The organism is Streptomyces sp. NPDC003456, assembly GCF_042878735.1.
In the GTDB taxonomy this organism is placed as follows: domain Bacteria; phylum Actinomycetota; class Actinomycetes; order Streptomycetales; family Streptomycetaceae; genus Streptomyces.
On record NZ_JBIAOK010000002.1, the window covers coordinates 636,451 to 656,141 of the forward strand.

Consider the following 19,691-nt stretch of genomic DNA (forward strand, 5'->3'; position numbering starts at 1 on the left):
CGTGGCCGCGGGGGGACGGGGTGTCGCGCACGAGCGGGCGGTGTCGGCCCAACCTGTCCCCCGGCGGGAGGACGGCGGCGGCATGTGAGGAGCGAAGGCCATGGCCGGGAAGTACCCGGCCCGGGCGCGAAAATGCCGCCGTACGTGCGGCGCACGGTCGCGCAGGACGCGGACCGCACTGCCCCGAGGGAGGGGCAAAGGGACCGGGCAGGGGAGGCGGGAGGAGGTGGAGGGGCGGGCGAGTGCGGGCCCAGGCTCGGGCGGGGGCTGCGGCCGACGCGGGCGCCGCGTCGGAGGGTGCGTCAGGAGCCCTGTCGCCGTGCGCTGTCCAGCAGCGCGGCCGTGACGTCCGGACGGCGATGCGGGAAGGCGTGCGCCCCCCGGACCAGCACTGCCCGGCCGCGGCGGGCCCGCCCGGCCAGGTACCGCACCCACCCGGGCGGGCTGAGGGCGTCGTCCTCGGCCCCGACGAGTGTCACCGGGCAGGACACCGACGGCAGCACCTCCTCGGGGGCGTCCGCCTGACCGGACCGCGCACAGATCAGCAGCCGCCGCGGCCCGGCCTTCAGATAGGACGGCAGGACGGCCGGTACGACGCCGGGGGACTCCTGCACGGCTGTGCGGAGCGCCGCGCCGAGCAGCGGCCCCATGCGCCGCAACCGGGGCGGGAAGGTCGGAGCGAGCAGCACGAGGGCCTGAACGCGCTCGGGACCGCTTACGGCGGCGTGCAGCGCCACCTGGGCGCCGGTGGAATGCCCGGCCAGCACCACGGGCCGGCCCGGCACCTCCGCCAGCCACCGGGCGACCGTGTCCGCGAGCGCCTCGATCGTCTCCCCGCAGACGGGCCCGGCGGGATCCCGGAAGCCGGGAACGTCCAGCAGCCGTGCCGGCCCCGGCCGGGCGCACCGCTCCAGCGTCCGCAGCAGATAGCCGTGCGCCCCCAGCCCCGGCACCAGGACCACGGGAGCGCGCCCGGTGCCGAGACGCGCCGTGCCCATGCTCCGGACCGCGATGGCCCCGGCCCGGTCGTGCGTGACGTACAGAAGCGGCTTCCCGTGGCGCGTCATGATCGACGAGTACCCGGCTCCGCGCGGAGTCGTCCCGCGACGCCCGCGCCGGCTCAGGCCGTGAGCGTGCCGCCGTCGACGACCGAGACCGTCCCGGTCACGTAGTCCTGGTCCATCAGGGCGAGGAACGCCTTGGCCGCGTCGTCCGGCTCCGCCACGCGGCCGAGCGGCAGGGACGCGGCGAGGCCGGCGTACATGCCCTCCCGGTCCGCCTCGGTCATGGCCGACCACAGCGGCGAGCGCACCACACCGGGTGCCACGGCGTTCACCCGGATCGGCGCCAGTTCCACGGCGAGGCTGCGCGCGGCGGACAGCACCGCGCCGGAGACCGCCGCCCCCAGCGTCCAGCCGGGGCCGCCCTTGTAAGCCGCTGTGCCGCTGACCAGGGTGACGGACCCACCCGGCGCGAGGTGCGGCACGGCGAGCCGGACGGCGTCGAGCGCGTGGAACAGGCGCAGTGCGAAGAACTCGCTCGCGCGGTCGACGGTGTAGTCGCCGAGGGGAAGGCCGGTCAGGTTCTCGCCGGCGGTGTAGGCGAGGTGGTCGAAGGTGCCGATCTCGCCGAACAGGGCCGCGACCGCGTCGGCGGAACCGGCGTCCACGGCCCGCCCCACGACACCGGCCGGAAGCTGTCCGAGAGCGCGCTCGACCGATGCGGCCCGGCGTGAGGCGATGGTCACCGCCGCTCCGGCGGCTGCGGCGCGCCGGGCCACGGCGAGGCCGATGCCGCTGGTGCCACCGAGGACGACGATGCGGGAGGAAGGAGTGAGGGTCATGGATTCAGGGTCCGGCCGGCGCTGCCTCCGCGTCCAAGACCCTTTCCGTCGTCAGTGATGCCCGCAGGGTATGAGCGAGCGTGATCGCGCGGCTGAGCGCGGCCGAGTCGCGTCCCGCGGCCCAGGCGACGCCGACCGCGCCCGGTGCCAGTCCCGCCACCGGGCGCACGACGACGTCGGGCCGCGTGTAGAACCGGGCCGTGGAGGCCGGGAGGAACGCCACACCGGACGAGGCCGCCACCCGTTCCAGCTTGATCTCCACCTCGTGGGGATGATCGCCCCCGGTCGGCACGGGCAGACCCCGCGCGACGCGGGCCTCGCACCACTCCGGAGCAGCCTCCGGAGCCTGGAGGAGGTCGAACTCGGCGAGGGAGCGCGGACTCAGCTCTTCGGCGGCGGCGAGGGGGTGCGCGGCCGACAGGACGGCGACCCGCTCCTCCCGGAACAGGGTCTCGACCCGCAGACCCCGGCGGGGGACGGGAAGCCGCACCAGACCGAGGTCGACGCGGCCGTCGAGGATCGTCTCCACCTGGTCGTCCCACGTCGTGCGGACGAGCTCGATCCGGATGCCCGGGAACGACTGCCGCAGGCCCTGCACGACCGGCGTGAGCAGCAGCCCCGGCATGAAGCCGAGAGCCAGCCGCTCGCCTGCCTGGGCGGCCTGCCGGGCACGTCGTTGCAGGGCGTCGGCCGACCGCAGCAGCCGGCGTCCGTCCTCGGCGAGGAGCCTGCCCGCGTCGGTCAGGTCGGTGCCCCGCGTCGAGCGCGCGAACAGGGTGACACCGAGCTCTCGCTCCAGCACCGCGATCTGCCGGCTGAGCACGGGCTGGGCGATGTGCAGGACCTCCGCGGCCCGGCTGAAGCTCAGGGCGTCGGCGACGGCCAGGAAGTAGCGCAGACGCCGCAGATTGAGCTCTGACATGCGGAAATCCTACGTCGGGGGCAGCGGCACGGACACGGCGCGCACGGGGGGCTGGACGAGGGACGGGGGCGGCGCGTGCGGGGCCCGGAAGGCGGCCCACCGGCACCGGTGGGTCAGCGGCCGGTCGAGCCGTCGATGAGTTCCCGGAGGATGTCCGCGTGGCCCGCGTGACGGCCGGTCTCCTCGATCAGATGGGTGAGCGCCCACCGCACACTGGGGGCGGGACGCCCCGGCCGGGCGCGGGGGAGCGGTGCCGCCGGGTCGGTGCACTCGTCGAGTACTTCGTTCGCACCGCGGACCGCCTCCCGATAGCGCCCGACGACATCGGCCACGGTGTCCGTCGGCGCGGCCCGGAACGTGGCCTGCCAGTCGCCGACGTGCTCGCCGAGGAACGTCGCCCGTTCGACCGCCGTCAGGTGGTGGAGCAGACCGAGCAGGTTCGTGCCCGACGGCACCGCGGCGGTGCGCACCTGCGGCTCGGGGGCGCCGTCGATCTTCGCGGCTACCGAGGTCCGCAGGTAGTCGAGGAAACCGCGCAGTACCTCGATCTCACCGCTCCCGGTGCGGGGCGGCGGAGCGTCGCGGCGGCGGCCGCGGCCCCTCCGTTCGGCCGGGTCCGTGGTGTTCATCCGGGCTCCTCGGGGTGCTCGTGCCGCGGGCGGTTCCAGTCTGGGCGGCCCGCCCCGGGACCGCACGGCTTGTTGCGGTTGCGGCAAAGGACCTGGGACGGCTTCCGTCCCGGAGGGCGGTCGACAGGCCGGAACGGGCGGCCCTGCCGGGCCGGCGTGCCGAGGCGCCGGACACAGCAGGGCCGCCGTGCTGGGGCCGAGGCGCCGGGCACCGCACGGGTACCCGGCGCCTCGGGAGCATGTCAGGCGGAGAAGGGCACGGCGTCGGCCGGGTCGGCGTGCCAGTTGGTCGCCTCCGGCCGGTCGACGGTCACCGTCTCCGGCAGTTCGAGGGTGACGGAGTTCAGCTCGTCGCCCATGACGGAGAGGTGGAGCCGGTCGAACTGCTTGCCGTGGTCGCCGGCGGTGGTCTTCGGGTTGACACCCGCGTAGGCGGCCCTGGACCCGGACAGGGTCACCCCGTCGCTGACGGCGTGCTCGGCCGGTCCCACCTCGGTGTCGGCGGAGGAGCCGAAGGACGCGGAGGGGAAGACGCCCCGCAGGTGGCAGGTGACGCCGGGCTCGGCCTTGGCGGTGAGGAGGAGGTATCCACCCGCCTGCGTCTCGGACGTGACCGAGAAGGACAGGTCGCCCGTGACGCAGGCCCGCGTGACCTGGCCACGGTCGGCGGCGGCGTGGGCGGTCGCCGTGGCCGTGGCGGTCAGCGCGGCGGCCGCGACGGCGGCCAGGACGAGGCGGGCGGACGGGTGAGCGAAGGGCGAGCGCATGTCGTGATCTCCCAGTGAGGAAGTGGTCGTCCGGCGGGTCGCTCGGACCACCGCAGCGTGGAACGCCCTCCGTCCCACGAGCCAGCGGACGCGCTCACTTCGGGACGCCGGAACGGTGGAACGCCCGCTCACCTGCGGCGATGCCGAGAGCCTGGAACGGGCGACCGGGACGGCCCGGGGGACCGGGAGGCCGTTCGGCCCGTGCCCGGTGCCGGCGGGCGGACGGGTGCGGCCCTCGGCCCGCGGGCGGCATGGGCCACCTCACCTGCTTCCTGCGCGACGGCGACCGCGCGTTCCTCACCTACTCCACGACCGGCCGGGGCAACGAGCGGGTCAACGGATCCCTCGGCCTGCTCGACATGACGCCCTACGGGCGAGGCGAGAGGTGGGAGGACACGCCCGACGGCCGGCCCGAGGGGCGCGACGCGTGCTGGTACTGGCGTACGGACGCGGAAGGCAGGGCGACATGGGGTCCGACCAGTCGCCCCGCACCCCAGTGGACCCGCCCCGGCGCGACCCCGGTGGAGACCCTGGGCCGGCACGGCCCCCACTACTGACGCGGCACCGGTCCGACTCAAGTGCAACCACCGGGTTGCGTAATGCCTCGCGAGGTGCAACTCTGGAGTTGCAGATGAGGCCGGACCGGACACGGAGGAATTCTCATGAACGAGGACCGGATCGAACGCGAAACCCTGATCGACGCGCCCCTGGAGCGGGTCTGGTCGCTGGTGGCCCAACCCGGGTTCTGGGTCGCGGACAAGGAGAGCCTGCCCGGCACGGCGGCCAGGGAGGGCGACGTGCTGGTGGTGAAGAACTCCGAGCACGGCGACTTCCCCGTGCGGGTGGAGAAGGTCGACCCGCCGACGTATCTGGCCTACCGCTGGACCAGTGCGTTCCCCGGTGAGGAACTGCGGGAGAACAACAGCACCCTGGTCGAGTTCACGCTGAGCGAGGAGAGCGAGGGCACGCGGCTGCGCGTCGTCGAGAGCGGGTTCACGGCGCTGGCCGGGTCCGAGGAGCTGCGCAGCCAGAACCTGAAGGACCACACCCAGGGCTGGCCCATCGAACTCGACGCGCTCAAGACCCGCGCCGAGCTGCCCGCCGCGTGACCGAGGAACGTCCCGGCGCCGCCGAGGTCGTCGACAGCGTCATAGGCGCGCTCGCCGACCCGACGCGGCGCCGGCTGCTCGACCTCCTCGCGGCGCAGGGCCAGGCCACCGCAACGACGCTCGCGCAGCAACTCCCCGTCTCCCGGCAGGCGGTGGTCAAGCACCTCGCGGTACTGGACGCCGCGCGACTGGTCACCGCCAGCCGGGCGGGGCGCGAGGTGCGCTACGCGGTGCGCCCGGACGCGCTGGACACCACGGCCCGGTGGATGGCCTCGCTCGCCGCCGAGTGGGACAGGCGCCTGGCGCGCATCAAGCGCATGGCGGAGGCGGCGGAACAGGGCACGGAACCGCTGCCTCCCGACTGACGCCCCGGGGCGGCGCCCCACGACCACGACGAGCAGCGGCCCCTGCTCGCCCGCATCCCGACCGGTTCGCCCGCGGCCCGCCCGCGGCCGCGTCCCACCAAGTGCCGCGCGCGGGGTCCTTCCGGTGTGGGACCCGACCTTCGTGCCGCCGCCGTCCGGTTCAGGGCGCGATGCCCACCGAGGGCAGCCGGCTCCACTGCCTCTCCTGCCGGGCGGTGAGGGCCGGCCAGTCCAAGCCGCCGGGGCGGGCGTTGACGCGGGTCGCGTACGGCCGGGGGACGAACGACGGCTCGTAGAAACAGCCGGTGCCGTAACGGGCGTCGTGGCGCGGGCACGCGGCCGCGATCGAGCCCGCCGTGGGCTTCCTGCCGCTGCGGACCCACGTGTCCAGCGCCGCGATGGAGGTGGCGTACTCGGACGGGCTCAGACCGCTGTGCTCGTGCTCGTCGGTGAAGGTCTGCACGAGGTGCCGGTCCCGCCCCGCGCCGCGCACAGTCGCCCGGTAGGCGGCCTCGTGCTCCACGAACGCCGTCGGGTCGTCGATCGCGTGCAGCGTGAGGACCGGGATCGACACCTTGCCGGTGAGGTCGCTGTCGTAGGAGAGGTCCCGTACCGCGGTCGGGTCCGCCGAGAAGCGCTCGACACCGGCGTTGAGGGCCGCGTCGTCGTGGGAGCCGGAGTAGACGACTCCCCTGTTGGAGAACGGGTTCCGCCCGCCCAGGCGGTGGTGCACGATGTCCCGGAAGGTGAACGTGGCGAACCTCAGATGCGACTCCAGTGTCCGCTCGGGGATCCGCGTGACGGCGAGGATGTCGTCGAGGTTGCGCTGCTGCAGGGCGGTGCGGTCCTCGGGCGGTGAGGAGAAGCCGGTGCACTCCTGGAGCCGCGCACGCAGACCGGACGAGGTCATCGTCGAACCCGCGCGCAGACCCGTCCACAGCGGATACGGCGTCTCCTCCGGCCGCGGGTGGTTCCGGCAGTAGTACTGGTAGACCACACGCAGATCCACTCGGTAGTCGTAACCGCGCGAACCACCACCGAGGACACCGTTGGTGAGCAACGCGCCGTCGTACGGCCCGTGGTTCTTCGAGCCGTACAGTTCGACGGCCTTCGCGGCCACGTTGCCGCCCCACGACTGGCCGTGGAGATACGTCCGTTCGGGCTGACGGAATCGCGCGACGAAGAGCCGGCGCAGGCTCTCGGTGACGGCGGCCGCCATCCTCGTTCCGTACCCACCGCGACGGTACGAGGAACCGGCCCAGGCGTAGCCCTGCTTCACCATGACCGACCAGCGTTCGAGGTCACCTATGCTGCGCTCCGGGTCGGACCCCTCGCCCAGGTCCGGCCCGCCGTGGGCGTGCACGACCAGGGAGCCGTTCCACTTCCCGGGCACGGCGATCGCGTAGTACGCGCCGTCCGTGCTCCGTCCCGTGTAACAGGTCGCCGTACCGGCCAGGTCGGCCGGACACGCCGTCGCAGCCGGTGCGTCGGAGGCGGCAGCGGGAGTGGAGAGCGCGGGTACGGCGAGCGCGGCGACAAGGGCCGTCGCCAGCGCACCGCGCACGGCAGCGCCCCGGCGAGCGGGGAGAACCGCCCGCATCCGTCCGGCCCAGGGCACGGCAGCGCCCCGGCGGGCGGGGAGAACCGCCCGCATCCGTCCGGCCCAGGGCACTTTCGGCGGCATGCTCATCAGGCGCTCCCTTCATCTCACCGCACGCGTCCCTCGCGCGGCGGGCCCGATGCTAGGGGGGGCGGACAGGCAACTGAACGCCCCGCCTGATTGATTTCATATTGGTCGAGGGACCGCCTCCCGATGACGAGGAGCCACGTCCACCGGAAGCGCCCGCTGTGCCACCCAGGCCCCGTCGCGCATGACGACTCCGCCGCGCAGTCCCGGCTCACCGCGCCCGGCACGCACACTCCGCGGCACCACGCATCCGATCGCCTCCCATGCCCCCGCCACTCCTCGATGGCGGAGCAGCCCGCGTCGCGCAGACCAGGGCGGGCATCGGCACGGCGCCGGAGCGCCGGGCCGGAAAGGAGAGGCACGCCGGCGTGGGCTGTGACAGGGTGCGCTTCTGCTGAGCACCCGTCCAGGCCGGTCGTCGTAGGAGCGTCGTATGTCCGTCCCACCGCGTCTGTCCCCGCTCCTGCAGCAGTTCGACTTCGCCCGTGTGCGTCTCACCGACCGGTTGACGGGCCCTGTCGTGGACAGCGGCAACGGCACGGACATCGAGGTCGGCCCGCTGACCGACGACGAGTACTTCTGGGAGCCGGTCCCCGCCTGCTGGTCGGTCCGGCGGCGCACGAACGGTCCGGGGGCGCGCGCCACGGACCTCGCCGGCGCGGGGGACTGGGGACGCGACTCCGCTCCCTTCCCGCACCCGTTCCCGCCGCCCTTCACCACCATCGCCTGGCGTCTGAGTCACCTCACCGAACTGCTGACCCTGCGTGCCGACCACACGGCGGGCAGCCATACGTTGACCAGGGACGATTTCCGCAGCAGCGGTGATGCGGCCGGGGCGGTCGGCGCCTTCGACGCCGCTGCCACGGCATGGCGGGAAGCCCTGACGAGTGTCGATGACCGGGCGCTCGACACGGTGGGGTACAGCACCTATCCCCACGGCAGCGACCCCGACGACCCGTTCCTGGAGACGGTCTGGTGGGTCAACCAGGAACTGCTGCACCATGGCGCCGAGATCGCTCTGCTGCGTGACCTGTACCGGTTTCTCGGCGCGCGGGCGGGTCAGATGCCGATCGACCCGTCGATGCGTTCGCGGAGCAGGTCGGCGTGACCGTTGTGGCGGGCGTACTCCTCGATCATGTGGAGCAGGACCCAGCGCAGCGACACCGCGCCGCGCCACGCGTCCTCGCCCTCCACCTCGAGGTGAGGCGCGCGATCGGTGAACCGCTCGGCGAAGTCGACCTCGGTGCGCCAGGCCTCCCACGCGGCCTCGATGACCCGCGGGTCGCCCGTCGCGCCGTCGAAGTCACCGTCGGGTTCGGCGGCGGACGAGAAGACCGGCGGGGCGTCCTGTCCGGCCAGCACCTGCCGGAACCAGCGGCGCTCGACGTCGGCCAGGTGCCGGACCAGTCCGAGCAGCGAGAGCGTGGACGGCTCCACGGAGCGCACGGCCAACTCGGCCGCCAGACCTGAGCACTTGAGCTCCAGCGTCGCCCGCTGAGCACCCAGCATGTCGACGAGCATGCGCCGTTCGTCACCCGTCGTCGGGCCCGTGAACCGACTCTCGTCGCCGCCGAACAGCTCTCCGCGTCTCCTACGTCCGCTCATGTCGTCCCCCTTCCGCACCGCCCTGTGCGTGCCTCGCCGCACCGGCGGAGTCCCTGTCTTCAAGGATGCGTGTCAGCGTCGGCCGATCCGCATGCCCGGACGCCGGCGGTGCACGGTCACGTACGCGAGGCCGCCCGCGCCCGCCGTCAGGCTGCGCACACTGCCGTGGGGGAGCCAGACCAGACTGCCGGGTTCCAGCGCCTGTTCCCGTTCCGCCGGGCCGAGCGTGCCCTCACCCGTGACGACGAGCAGCAGGACGTCCAGGTCCGGCTCGGCGTGGGCGTCGATGTGCCCGTGGGGCGGGACGCGCACGAGATTGGCGTCCAACTGCCGCCCGGGCTCGGCCAGCCGCCACAACGCCCCCGTCGACTCCGAGCCGGCCTCGGCGATCGACACGGTGTTGCCCAGAAGTCGCGGAAGGGGAGTGCCCTCGGTGCCGGGAGGCTCCTGCGGGTCAGTCATGGATCGCCTCCTTGTCCCCTGTGCGCCCTGCCCTGGCCGGATCCAGGAATCTAACATCGTGCTCGCCGCCCGTGACCTGCCGCCGGACGACGGGCCCTGGCGCTCGGCAGGCTGACGGCCCCTACGGCGATGCACGAACCACCGGCTCGCGTACCGGAGTCGGGATACGCTGCTCGCTCGTAAAGGGCCCGGGTCACCTGGAGTTCCGCATGGCTGATCAGCCTCTGCAAGCGCACTTCGTAGCCGAGCCGATCGTGCTCCCCGACGGCAGGAGGATCGGCGTCAGCGCCTATCCCGACGGCAGCATCCGGTTCCGTGTCGACGGCCTGCCCTATGTCCTCACCGAGGTGTGCCTCAGCGGTGACCCGGACAAGGACAAGGACAAGGCCATCGTCAAGCTGTCACCCGGCAAGCAGGGCAGCAACGCGGCTTACAACTACGTCGAGGAACTGGAGAAGCGCAGCCGGCGACAGGGCGCCTGACGCACCGCTCCCGCCGTGAGGGAATCCCCGGCGGAGATGGCCTCTCAGCCAGACCGTCCCCGGCACCGCAGCCAGCACAGACCGTCTGCCGGCATCGCCCGCCGCCCCCCTCGCGTGCCGATCACGCTCCGCTGGGTACACGGTCCCGCATGTCCGAGGTGATACAGGCAGGCGGCTGGGGGCTGCTCGCGGGCAGTGCGCTCCTGGTGGGAGCGGCGATCGGCTACGGCATCCGCGTGCCGCAACCCGTGATCGCGCTGGTGATGGCCTTCGGTGCGGGCGTGCTCCTCTCCGCCGTCTCGTTCGAGCTGGTCGGTGAGGCGTACGAGCAGGGCGGGCTGGCCCCGGCGGCGGTCGGGACGCTCGGCGGGGCCTTGGCGTACACGGCGGGCAACCTGTGGCTCGCACGCCGCGGGGCGCGCCACCGCAAGCGATCGGGCCACCACGCCGTGCAGGCACAACCGTCCGAGCAGCAGCAGAGCGGCTCCGGCCTCGCCCTCGCGCTGGGCGCGCTGCTGGACGGTGTGCCCGAGTCGGCGGTGATCGGCGTGAGCCTGCTGGACGGCGGAGCGGTCAGCCTCGTGACCGTCGCCGCCGTGTTCATCAGCAACATCCCCGAGGGTCTGTCCAGCTCGGCCGGCATGAAGAAGGCCGGGCGCGGCAAGCGGTACGTCTTCGCCGTGTGGGGCGCGATCGCGGCCGCGAGCACTGTCTCGGCGATCCTCGGCTACGTCGTCCTGGGCGGCTTCTCGGACACGGTGATCGCGGGAGTCACCGCGGTGGCCGCCGGGGCGATCCTCGCGATGATCGCCGACACGATGATCCCCGAGGCGTTCGAGGAGGCTCACCTGGCGATCGGGCTGGTCACGGTCGGCGGCTTCCTCGTCTCCTTCGCGCTGTCCCACGCCTGACATCTGACGTCCGACGCCCGAAGTCAAAAGCCTGACGCCTGACGTCTGACGCGGCGCGGCTCAACCCGCGTGCGGGCGGGCGCGATCCGGCCGTCGAGCCGGTACGTCGCAAGGGTTGAACGGGGGATCGGCGGGCTTCCGGGTCACGAGTTGGACAGGGGACGTTGGAGAACGAAATTCGGGGTACCTGCGTCGGCATGGCACCGGAAACCGATCACGCTGAATCCGTACGAGCCCTGCGGCAGCTGCGCAAGATCCGCATGTTCTACGCCGCGGGCGCGACCCTGTGGGCGGTGTCGTCCGCCTCGTCTGCCTGGGACGAGCCGGGAGGGCGCCAGATGTGGGTGTCGCTGGTGTTCCTGGTGGTCTTCGCCACCCTGCTGTTCATGTCGTCCCTGTGGCTGCGCCGCCAGCAGGCCGACGGTTCCGGCGACGCGGTGCATCACGCCGCTCCGCGACGGGCGGCCTTGGGCCGGCACGCCAGCGCCTGACTGCCCCGCCCCGACTCCTACGGATCGGCGGCCGGTCCGTTCCTCAGCACCGCACGGGTGGCACTGAGGAACGGACCGGCCGCCGACACGTGTGCCGCCGTCCGGGAGCGCGTGAGGGGGCCGTCGACCGTCCCCGGGGACAGGGGCCGCTCGGTGCCCTGGCCCTCGCCTGACGCTGATTGACGGATTGACTTCCCGCACGGTTGGGCAGGGGGAGGCCGAGAATGTCATGAGCACGACTGCCCTTTCCCCACGAGGAGGTCGATGATGCACGTCCGTATGGTGACGGGCGGCGTCGCCGCTGCCTGTCTGCTGTCCCTGTCCCTGGCGGGCGGACCCGCCGTCGCCGCCGTCCCCGATACGCACGCCGCCCCGCCCGCTGCCCGGGTCCTGACCTACGATGCCAGCGGCTCCGCGGAGTTCAAGAGCGCCGTCGACCGGGGCGCGGCGATCTGGAACGAGAGCGTCGACTCCGTCGAGCTGCGCCCGGTGGCCTCCGGCCAGCGTGCGAACATCCGGGTCCTGGCCGACAACGGCTGGCCGCGCGCCCTGCCCGCCGGCCTGGGCAACGGCACGGTCTACATCGGGCGGCAGGCCGTCGACCAGGGCTACAACACCGTCCGCATCTCCTCGCACGAACTCGGGCACATCCTGGGCCTCCCGGACCGCAAGCCCGGGCCCTGCTCCAGCCTGATGTCCGGCTCCAGCGCGGGGACCGCGTGCACGAACCCGTATCCGAACTCGGCCGAGAAGGCGGAGGTCGAGGGCAACTTCGGCGGTGCACTCGCCCCGACGCGGGCATCGGCCGTCCACGCCGGGGTGATCGTGGACTGAGGCGTCCGGACCGTACTGGTCCGGACCGTTGCCGTCCCGGTGGCCGTGGCCCCAGCACGCGTGCCGCCGGGACGGTCGGTCGCGCTCCGGGTGGGCGGTGAGCCGGCGTCCGTTTCTGCGTCCGGGCCTGTACGGCCCGCCTCGCGCAAGGACCACCGTGTGGAATGCCGTTCCCGTTCCCGTTCCCGCACCCGCAGCCCTTCATCGGTCCGCGCCAAACCTCACCCCGGCCAATGATGACTCGTCAGTAAGTTATGTCTCCGCGTGTCTTGACTCACCGTCCGCCAGTGGTCATCCTCGACGCATCTTGAGTGTGGTCATGACAAATGGGTCGCTCCCGGGCTCCCGCGTCCGGAGCCGGCCGATGTGTCGGCCGCGCCTTCCCGTTGACCGAGGGACGTGGGGCTGTGACCCGTACGAAACGCTCGTACCGCCGGCGTAGGCACATCACTGTCACGTCGCTCCTGCTGCTCGTGCTGGCCGTGCTGCTCGGGCCCACCCCGAGCTCCGCGGCGGGCGGCGCCTGGTGGGACCCGGCCGCGCGTCCCACGCCGGACTCCGGCGTCAACGTGACCGGGGAGCCGTTCACCGGCACGACCGCCGACGGCGAGGTGCGCGGCTTCGTCGACGCGCACGACCACATCTTCGCCAACGAGGCCTTCGGCGGCCGCCTGATCTGCGGCAAGCCGTTCTCCGAACAGGGCATCGCCGAGGCGCTCAAGGACTGCCCCGAGCACTACCCCGACGGCTCCCTCGCCGTCTTCGACTTCATCACCAAGGGCGGTGACGGCAAGCACGACCCCGTCGGCTGGCCCACCTTCAAGGACTGGCCGGCCCACGACTCCCTCACCCACCAGCAGAACTACTACGCCTGGATCGAGCGCGCCTGGCGCGGCGGGCAGCGCGTGCTGGTCAACGACCTGGTCACCAACGGCGTCATCTGCTCCGTCTACTTCTTCAAGGACCGCAGCTGCGACGAGATGACCTCCATCCGCCTCCAGGCGAAGCTGTCGTACGACATGCAGTCCTACATCGACAAGATCTACGGCGGTCCCGGAAAGGGCTTCTTCCGCATCGTCACCGACAGCGCCCAGGCCCGTGACGTGATCAAGCAGGGGAAACTGGCGGTCGTCCTCGGCGTGGAGACCTCCGAGCCGTTCGGCTGCAAGCAGGTCCTCGACATCGCGCAGTGCAGCAGGGCCGACATCGACAAGGGGCTCGACGAGTTGCACGCGCTGGGCGTGCGCAGCATGTTCCTGTGCCACAAGTTCGACAACGCCCTGTGCGGCGTCCGCTTCGACTCGGGCACGCTCGGCACGGCCATCAACGTCGGCCAGTTCCTCTCGACGGGCACCTTCTGGAAGACCGAGAAGTGCACCGGCCCGCAGCACGACAACCCCATCGGCAACGCGACGGCGGCCGAGGCCGAGAAGAAGCTCCCGGCGGGCGTGGCCGTCCCGTCCTACGGCTCCGACGCCCAGTGCAACGTCCGCGGGCTCACCGATCTGGGCGAGTACGCCGTACGCGGCATGATGCAGCGCGGGATGATGCTCGAGATCGACCACATGAGCGTCAAGGCCACCGGCCGCGTCCTGGACATCTTCGAGGCCGCGTCCTACCCCGGCGTGCTCTCCTCGCACAGCTGGATGGACATGGACTGGACCGAACGCGTCTACGGGCTGGGCGGGTTCATCGCCCAGTACATGCACGGCTCCGAGGGCTTCATCGCCGAGGCCGAGCGCACGGAGGCCCTGCGCGACAAGTACCGCGTGGGCTACGGCTACGGCACCGACATGAACGGCGTCGGCGGCTGGCCGGCGCCGCGCGGTGCGGACGCCCCCGACAAGGTGACCTACCCGTTCAAGAGCGTCGACGGCGCCTCCGTGATCGACCGGCAGACCACAGGTCAGCGGACCTGGGACCTGAACACCGACGGAGCGGCCCACTACGGCCTGGTCCCCGACTGGATCGAGGACATCCGCCGGGTCGGCGGACAGGACGTCGTCGACGACCTCTTCCGGGGAGCCGAGTCTTACCTGGACACCTGGGCCGCCTCGGAGCAGCACCGGCCGATGACCGATCTCGCCAAGGGCGCGACCGCGTCGGCGAGTTCCTCGGAGTGGGGCCTGTTCACCGGTTACCAGCCGCACCGCGCCGTGGACGGCGACCACGGCACGCGCTGGGCCAGCGACTGGAGCGACGACCAGTGGTACCGGCTCGACCTGGGCTCCACCCGGTCCGTCCGGCAGGTGACCCTCGACTGGGAGCGGGCCTACGGCGCGTCGTACCGCGTGGAACTGTCCACCGACGGGACGAACTGGCGCACCGTGTGGTCCACGACGGTGGGCGACGGCGGCCTGGACACGGCCCGCTTCACCGCCACGCCCGCCCGCTACGTCCGCATCCACGGCGTCCGACGGGCCACGGACTGGGGCTACTCCCTGTACGAGGTCGGCGTCCACGGGAGCTGAGTCCGGGGGCATCCGCAGGACGCGGCACCCGGGGCGGTGGCGAAACCCGCTGGTTCCGCCACCGCCCGGTGAGACACGATGGCGCCTTCACGACAAGAGGGGGAGGCCCGATGGGTTACGACCTGCACGCCGTGATCGGCGGTGAGGAGGCGCTGCGCCGGGCGGCCCGCGCCGTGCCCGCCGCCCGTTCGGTGTCCATCGCGCAGGGGCTGTCGCTGATGCCGATGACGGACGCACTGCTCGCAGCGCTCGAATCGGCTGATCGGGAACGGGAGTTGGGGTTCTGGCGGTTGCCGCAGGGGTTCGCGAAGGAACTCGGCGGCTGGTCGGCCGCCGGGCCGGTGGCGTACGTGGAGGCGGAGTACTTCGGCGGTGCGGGTGAGCAGCGGGCCGCCGTGTGGGACGGCGGTGCCCTGGTGTTCGGCCCCCTGGGGGTGGACGAGGGGGAGCCCTCCCCGCCGGCCGGCACCCCGATCTCCCAGGCGCTGCGCCGGCTGGGCGTCGTGGCCGGTGCCGGAGAGGACGAGTTCTCGGCTGCCGGCCTGCACCGGCATCGCAGCGACGAAGCCTGGATCGGCTGAGACCGCCGCCGGGGATCCGGGCCGGGGAAGACGTTGAACCGACCACTGCTGTTTCTCGATGTGGACGGGCCGCTCAACCCGTACGCGGCCAAGCCGGACAGCTCCGCTGGTGGAGCACGCCCGCGGCCGGCCCTTCGCCTGGGTGGATGACGAGCAGAGCGCTCGGGACCAGGCGTACGTGGCGGCACACCACCCCGCGCCCGGGTTCCTGCACCACGTCAACCCGCGGATCGGCCTGCTCGAGACCGACTTCCGCACGCTCGCCGAGTTCGCCCGCTCCCTGCCCGCCTCTTCCTGAGCACTTCGACCCGGCGCCTCGCAAGGCCACCGTCCCGCTTCGAGCCGGGCCGCGGGCCGCGGGCCGCCGGGAAGAATCATGCCCACAGAAGTGGACGGCACGTTCATTTTCTGTTTATATGGACTGAGCGTTCACTTCTTGGCTGGAGGAGACAGGTCATGACCACCACCCCGGACACCACAACCGGCGTCACCCGTGTCGCCCTGGTCACCGGCGGCTCCGGCGGTATCGGCAAGGCCGTCGTCGAGCGGCTCGTCGCGGACGGCTTCGCCGTCGCGGTGCACTACGCCGGCAACAAGGCCAAGGCCGACGCGATCGTCGAGGACGTCACCGCGTCCGGCGGCCGGGCGATCGCCGTGGCCGGTGACGTCGCCGACGAGCACGCGATGGAGGCCGCCTTCGACGCCGTCGAGAGGGCGTTCGGCGGGATCGACGTCGTGGTCAACACCGCGGGGATCATGGTGCTCGCGCCCATCGCCGAGCTGAACCTGGACGATCTGGACCGGATGCACCGCACCAACATCCGCGGCACCTTCGTCGTCGCCCAGCAGGCCGCGCGCCGCGTCCGCCGCGGCGGCGCGATCATCAACGTCTCGACGTCCGTCACCCGCACCCAGCTGCCGGCCTACGGCGCGTACGTCGCCAGCAAGGCCGCCGTGCAGAGCATCTCGCTGATCCTCGCCCGGGAACTGCGCGGCAAGGACATCACCGTCAACACCGTCGCGCCCGGCCCGGTGGCCACCCCACTCTTCCTCGAAGGCAAGGACGAGGCCACCGTCGCCGCCTTCGCCCAGGCCACTCCGCTGGAGCGGCTCGGCGACCCCGGTGACATCGCCGAGACGGTCGCCTTCCTCGCCGGCCCCGCCCGCTGGGTCAACGGCCAGACCCTGTACACCAACGGCGGGCTGGCCTGACCCCCGCCCCGCCGGGCACGGCGACCGACTTCAGCGACGAGGGAGAGACCACGTGACGAAGCAGGCCGAGGACTCCGCCGGGCGTCCGGCCCGCGGGCGGGGGCGCCGCCCGGCCGACGAGGTGCGCGCGGACGTCTTCCGCGTGGTCGGGGAGATCCTCATGACGGAGGGGATCTCCGACCTCACCTTCGAACGGGTGGCCCGTCTGTCCGGAGTCAGCAAGACAACGCTCTACAAGTGGTGGCCCTCCAAGGGCGCGCTCGCCCTCGACGGGTACTTCCACGCCGTGGAGGAGACGCTCGCCTTCGAGGACACCGGCGACATCCGCGCCGACCTGAGCCGTCAACTCCGCGCGTTCGCCCGGATCATGACGCAGAGCCCGGCCGGCCGGGTCGTGACCGAGCTGATCGGCCAGTCACAGACCGACGAGGACCTGGCCACCGCCTTCCGCTCCCTGTACTCCTCCGGGCGCCGACGGCTGGCGGGGGAGCGGCTGCTGCGCGCGAGGGAGCAGGGGCAGATCCGCGCGGACGTCGACGTTCAGGTCCTCGTCGACCAGCTGTGGGGCGCCGTCTACCACCGCCTGCTGGTCCCGGACGAGCCGGTGACCGAGGACTTCGTCCTGGCCCTGGTGGCCAACGTGCTGGACGGCGTCGCCCCCCGGCCCGGGGACCGCCCGGCCGGCACCTGAGCCGCCGAGGCGTGATCCGGGTGCCCGTGACGCCCGGCTGCGGAGCAGGCGAGAGGGCGGGGCGCCGGGCGCCCGTGATCCCCGGCTGGCGAGTCGGCGGGGCCGGTCGCTCGGGCACCCGTGATCTTCGGCTCCCTGGCCACCGCGCCTCCTGGGGCCGAGTGTCTGCGACCCGTGGCCGTCTCAGTGGCCGGCCGGGCCGACGGCGGGCCGGTGCGACGGCGGGGCATCGGCCTGATGGTGGCCGGTGGCCGTCCGGAGGTCGGCGGCGAGAGCGGTGAGCCAGACCTCCACGTCGATCAGCGACGGCAGCGCGCGCGGTGGCACCGCGGCCGCCACGTCGGGCGGCAGCGGGGTGAGCCGGATCATGAGGGCGTGCGGGGGGAAGTCCGCCACCTGCCGGGCAGCCGCCTCCACCTCGGCGCACGCGCGCCTGACCCAGTCCCGGGCCGCGGGCGGCAGACGGCTCCCCTCGCGCGTCCGCGGCAGCCAGAAGGCCCCGACGAGGACGCGTGCGCCGTAGTTGAGGGCGGCGAGCCAGTCGGGCCCGTCGGCATCGGTGCGCGGAGACGGCTCGGTGCGGTACTGCGCGTAGGCCCCCTCCGCGATGCGGAGCCGGTGCCGGGTCAGCCGAAGCGCTTCATCAGCGAGTTCTCGGCCCGCCTCGCCGCCCGGCGCCGCAGTCCGTGCATGACCGTGCGGCTCCGCCGTCTTCTCCTCGGCTCCTTGCCCCGCCGTTCCTCGGAGATCGTGCCCCCGCCCTCCCGGTGCCGCCGGACCCGGCCCCGTCGTGGCCGCGACGGCGGTCGCGCCGATCAGCGGTGCCGTGGACCTGAGCAGGACGGCGACGCTGTGCCGTACCTCGGCGCGGGCCCCGGCCGGCCAGGCCAGGAGACCGCAGAGCAGTCCGATCGCGCTGCCGGTGAGCACGTCGAGCAGTCGCGCCTCCGCCAGCCGCCACGACACGGGCGCGAGCTGCGCGAACGCCGTGGCCACGACGAGGGTGAACAGCCCCTGCGCCCAGGCCGGCCCCTCCATCGGCCCCACCGTGAAGGCCACCAGCATCATCGGCACCAGCAGGTACTCGTACACCTCGGCGGTCCCACCCGCGCCGACGACGAGCAGCCCGGCGGCGAGCGCGCCCAGCAGCGTGCCCACCGCCGCCGACCGCACGACCGACCAGGTGGCGACCGCCGTGGTGCGCCCCAGGGTCAGCACCGCCAGCAGCACCCAGAAGCCGTGGGGCAGGTCGAGCGACCCCGCCACCAGCCGGGCCAGCGCCAGCCCCAGGGCGACGCGCCAGGCGTTCTGGAACACGACGGAGCGCCGGGTGAGATGCCCGGTCGCCCTGATCAGCCACAGCCGGACCGCCCCCGTCCGGGCGTACCAGAACTGCTCGCGGGGCAGCCCGTGCACCGGCGCGCGGCCGTCGTCGGCCAGGGCCACCGCCGTGCGCGCGGTCACGGCCGACACCGCCGCCGTCAGCACCGTCGACTGCCGCCGCAGCAGGGCGTGCGCGGCGGCTGTCCGCACGTCGGGCGGGGCCCCGCGCACGGCCAGGAAGTGGGCGATCATCTCCTCGATCAGCTCGGGACCGGCGGCGGGCCGGACCCGGCGCAGGGCCCCGGCCGTCTCCCGGCAGGTGGCCGCGACGCCGTGCTGGAGCGTGTCCGAGGCCAGATCGGTCGCGGCCGCGGGCAGCTCGGTGAGGGCCGCGAGCTGGTCCAGCAGCCGGCGCGTCGCCGAGCCGGCGTGGGCCAGCGCGCGGTCGGTGCGGCCCGGCCCGGTGGGGCGGGTGCCGGGCGGCTGCTGCGACAGGCGCAGGTCACGGCCCGCCTGCCGCAGCCGCCCGGCACCGACCGGCTCGGCAGCGGGGCTCCCGACGAGCCGCTCCGCCGCGTGGGCGGCGAGTTCGAGGGCTTCGGCCACCCGCTGCCGGTACGCGGGCTCCGCAGGGTCCGGCAGCAGGAGCAGCTCGCACAGCGCCAGCAGCACCATGCCGACGGCCAGGCCGGCCAGGCGCTGCGGCAGGGTGTCCGGGGCGTACGGGGGGAAGCAGGCGAGGATGTAGAACAGCTGGAGGCCGGGTGCGGTCCCGGCCGGGCGGGGACCGAACGTCGTGCCGAACGTGAGCACGAACCCCACCACGAGCATGCCCGCGACGGCCGACCAGGTCGACACGGCGAGGACGGTGCCGAGGGCGACCAGCGCGGCGGCGGCCGGCAGGACCCGCAGGACCGTGCCGGCGCGCCTCCGGCCGGACCCCGGGTTCGGCGACAGCACCCCGAAAGCGATCGGGGCGAACAGCGCGTAGACCGCGGTGACGGGCTGGTCCCACAGGTGGAGGGCGGGGTAGAAACCGACGGCGGCGGCGACGGTGACGCGCAGGGCCCGCCGCCCCGCCCGGGCGGATTCGGAGAGCGACGGCCGTCTCGGCATTGTGCGACCTCCACGTGCGCCCGCACCGGAACCTGGGACACCTCCTGTCCCACCAGTGTCACCCGGCTCCGCAGGTCACGCGGCGGCCCGCACCCGTTCGGCGGTGCCTGCTCTCCGCGCCGGCCTGTGCCGCGCCGGCCTGTGCAGCGCGGGCCTGTGCCGCGCCGGGCGTCGCTGCCTGTGCGGCTGC

20 protein-coding genes and 2 pseudogenes are annotated in these 19,691 nt (G+C 73.2%); 13 read left to right on the forward strand and 9 right to left on the reverse strand.

The features are described from left to right. Nucleotides 1–302: 302 nt before the first annotated feature. The 5 genes from ACFYWG_RS08565 to ACFYWG_RS08585 form a co-directional block, all read right to left on the reverse strand. The gene (locus ACFYWG_RS08565) at nt 303–1,067 is read right to left on the reverse strand and encodes an alpha/beta fold hydrolase (protein ID WP_389200098.1); all 765 of its coding nucleotides are present in this window, start codon (nt 1,065–1,067) and stop codon (nt 303–305) included. A gap of 53 nt (nt 1,068–1,120) precedes the next feature. Continuing rightward, a complete protein-coding gene (locus ACFYWG_RS08570; protein WP_389200100.1) occupies nt 1,121–1,843 on the reverse strand; it encodes an SDR family oxidoreductase in 723 nt (240 codons plus the stop codon). Between the two features lie 4 nt (nt 1,844–1,847). Beyond that, nucleotides 1,848–2,765 (reverse strand): LysR family transcriptional regulator, encoded by a 918-nt coding sequence (locus ACFYWG_RS08575; RefSeq protein ID WP_385420252.1) that lies wholly within the window; start codon nt 2,763–2,765, stop codon nt 1,848–1,850. 113 nt (nt 2,766–2,878) lie between these two features. Next, a complete protein-coding gene (locus ACFYWG_RS08580; protein WP_389200103.1) occupies nt 2,879–3,394 on the reverse strand; it encodes a DinB family protein in 516 nt (171 codons plus the stop codon). Nucleotides 3,395–3,636: 242 nt separating this feature from the next. Further along, entirely contained in the window at nt 3,637–4,161 is a 525-nt protein-coding gene (locus tag ACFYWG_RS08585) for a DUF4232 domain-containing protein (protein WP_389200105.1), read from the reverse strand. A gap of 239 nt (nt 4,162–4,400) precedes the next feature. On the opposite strand from ACFYWG_RS08585, the pseudogene ACFYWG_RS08590 reads away from it, so the two are divergent. The 3 genes and pseudogenes from ACFYWG_RS08590 to ACFYWG_RS08600 all read left to right on the forward strand — a co-directional run. Next, nucleotides 4,401–4,718 (forward strand): annotated as a pseudogene (locus ACFYWG_RS08590) (DUF899 family protein); the annotation flags it as partial. Between the two features lie 105 nt (nt 4,719–4,823). Beyond that, entirely contained in the window at nt 4,824–5,270 is a 447-nt protein-coding gene (locus ACFYWG_RS08595; RefSeq protein ID WP_389200107.1) for an SRPBCC domain-containing protein, read from the forward strand. Further along, entirely contained in the window at nt 5,267–5,635 is a 369-nt protein-coding gene (locus ACFYWG_RS08600; RefSeq protein WP_383510691.1) for an ArsR/SmtB family transcription factor, read from the forward strand. The genes ACFYWG_RS08595 and ACFYWG_RS08600 overlap by 4 nt, the downstream gene beginning before the upstream one ends. 160 nt (nt 5,636–5,795) lie before the next feature. On the opposite strand, the gene ACFYWG_RS08605 is transcribed toward ACFYWG_RS08600, so the two are convergent. Then, nucleotides 5,796–7,235, reverse strand: a complete 1,440-nt coding sequence (locus tag ACFYWG_RS08605) for a hypothetical protein (RefSeq protein ID WP_389200749.1) — start codon at nt 7,233–7,235, stop codon at nt 5,796–5,798. Between the two features lie 520 nt (nt 7,236–7,755). On the opposite strand from ACFYWG_RS08605, the gene ACFYWG_RS08610 reads away from it, so the two are divergent. Beyond that, nucleotides 7,756–8,430 (forward strand): DinB family protein, encoded by a 675-nt coding sequence (locus ACFYWG_RS08610; protein WP_389200109.1) that lies wholly within the window; start codon nt 7,756–7,758, stop codon nt 8,428–8,430. Here ACFYWG_RS08610 and ACFYWG_RS08615 read toward each other — a convergent pair. Further along, nucleotides 8,382–8,927: a DinB family protein gene (locus ACFYWG_RS08615; RefSeq protein ID WP_389200111.1), complete on the reverse strand. Its 546-nt coding sequence runs from the start codon at nt 8,925–8,927 to the stop codon at nt 8,382–8,384. The two genes, ACFYWG_RS08610 and ACFYWG_RS08615, sit on opposite strands and share 49 nt — an antisense overlap. A 72-nt stretch (nt 8,928–8,999) precedes the next feature. Beyond that, nucleotides 9,000–9,389, reverse strand: a complete 390-nt coding sequence (locus ACFYWG_RS08620; RefSeq protein WP_389200113.1) for a cupin domain-containing protein — start codon at nt 9,387–9,389, stop codon at nt 9,000–9,002. 209 nt (nt 9,390–9,598) lie between these two features. On the opposite strand from ACFYWG_RS08620, the gene ACFYWG_RS08625 reads away from it, so the two are divergent. The 9 genes and pseudogenes from ACFYWG_RS08625 to ACFYWG_RS08665 all read left to right on the forward strand — a co-directional run bounded on the left by ACFYWG_RS08625 (nt 9,599) and on the right by ACFYWG_RS08665 (nt 17,062). Continuing rightward, the gene (locus ACFYWG_RS08625; RefSeq protein WP_389200115.1) at nt 9,599–9,871 is read left to right on the forward strand and encodes a hypothetical protein; all 273 of its coding nucleotides are present in this window, start codon (nt 9,599–9,601) and stop codon (nt 9,869–9,871) included. Nucleotides 9,872–10,020: 149 nt separating this feature from the next. Continuing rightward, nucleotides 10,021–10,782, forward strand: coding sequence for a ZIP family metal transporter (locus tag ACFYWG_RS08630; protein ID WP_389200117.1), 762 nt, complete (start codon nt 10,021–10,023; stop codon nt 10,780–10,782). Between the two features lie 197 nt (nt 10,783–10,979). Beyond that, nucleotides 10,980–11,273, forward strand: a complete 294-nt coding sequence (locus tag ACFYWG_RS08635) for a hypothetical protein (protein ID WP_389200119.1) — start codon at nt 10,980–10,982, stop codon at nt 11,271–11,273. 267 nt (nt 11,274–11,540) lie between these two features. Further along, entirely contained in the window at nt 11,541–12,107 is a 567-nt protein-coding gene (locus ACFYWG_RS08640; protein WP_389200751.1) for a snapalysin family zinc-dependent metalloprotease, read from the forward strand. Nucleotides 12,108–12,514: 407 nt separating this feature from the next. Further along, on the forward strand, nt 12,515–14,578 hold the full coding sequence (locus tag ACFYWG_RS08645; protein ID WP_389200121.1) for a discoidin domain-containing protein: 2,064 nt from the start codon (nt 12,515–12,517) through the stop codon (nt 14,576–14,578). 110 nt (nt 14,579–14,688) lie between these two features. Beyond that, nucleotides 14,689–15,159, forward strand: a complete 471-nt coding sequence (locus ACFYWG_RS08650; RefSeq protein ID WP_385420267.1) for a hypothetical protein — start codon at nt 14,689–14,691, stop codon at nt 15,157–15,159. Between the two features lie 94 nt (nt 15,160–15,253). Further along, nucleotides 15,254–15,457 (forward strand): annotated as a pseudogene (locus ACFYWG_RS08655) (hypothetical protein); the annotation flags it as partial. Between the two features lie 158 nt (nt 15,458–15,615). Then, nucleotides 15,616–16,371 (forward strand): SDR family oxidoreductase, encoded by a 756-nt coding sequence (locus tag ACFYWG_RS08660; protein ID WP_389200123.1) that lies wholly within the window; start codon nt 15,616–15,618, stop codon nt 16,369–16,371. Between the two features lie 52 nt (nt 16,372–16,423). Then, the gene (locus ACFYWG_RS08665) at nt 16,424–17,062 is read left to right on the forward strand and encodes a TetR/AcrR family transcriptional regulator C-terminal ligand-binding domain-containing protein (protein WP_383510675.1); all 639 of its coding nucleotides are present in this window, start codon (nt 16,424–16,426) and stop codon (nt 17,060–17,062) included. Nucleotides 17,063–17,245: 183 nt separating this feature from the next. On the opposite strand, the gene ACFYWG_RS08670 is transcribed toward ACFYWG_RS08665, so the two are convergent. Then, the gene (locus tag ACFYWG_RS08670; protein ID WP_389200125.1) at nt 17,246–19,501 is read right to left on the reverse strand and encodes an FUSC family protein; all 2,256 of its coding nucleotides are present in this window, start codon (nt 19,499–19,501) and stop codon (nt 17,246–17,248) included. Between the last annotated feature and the right edge of the window lie 190 nt (nt 19,502–19,691).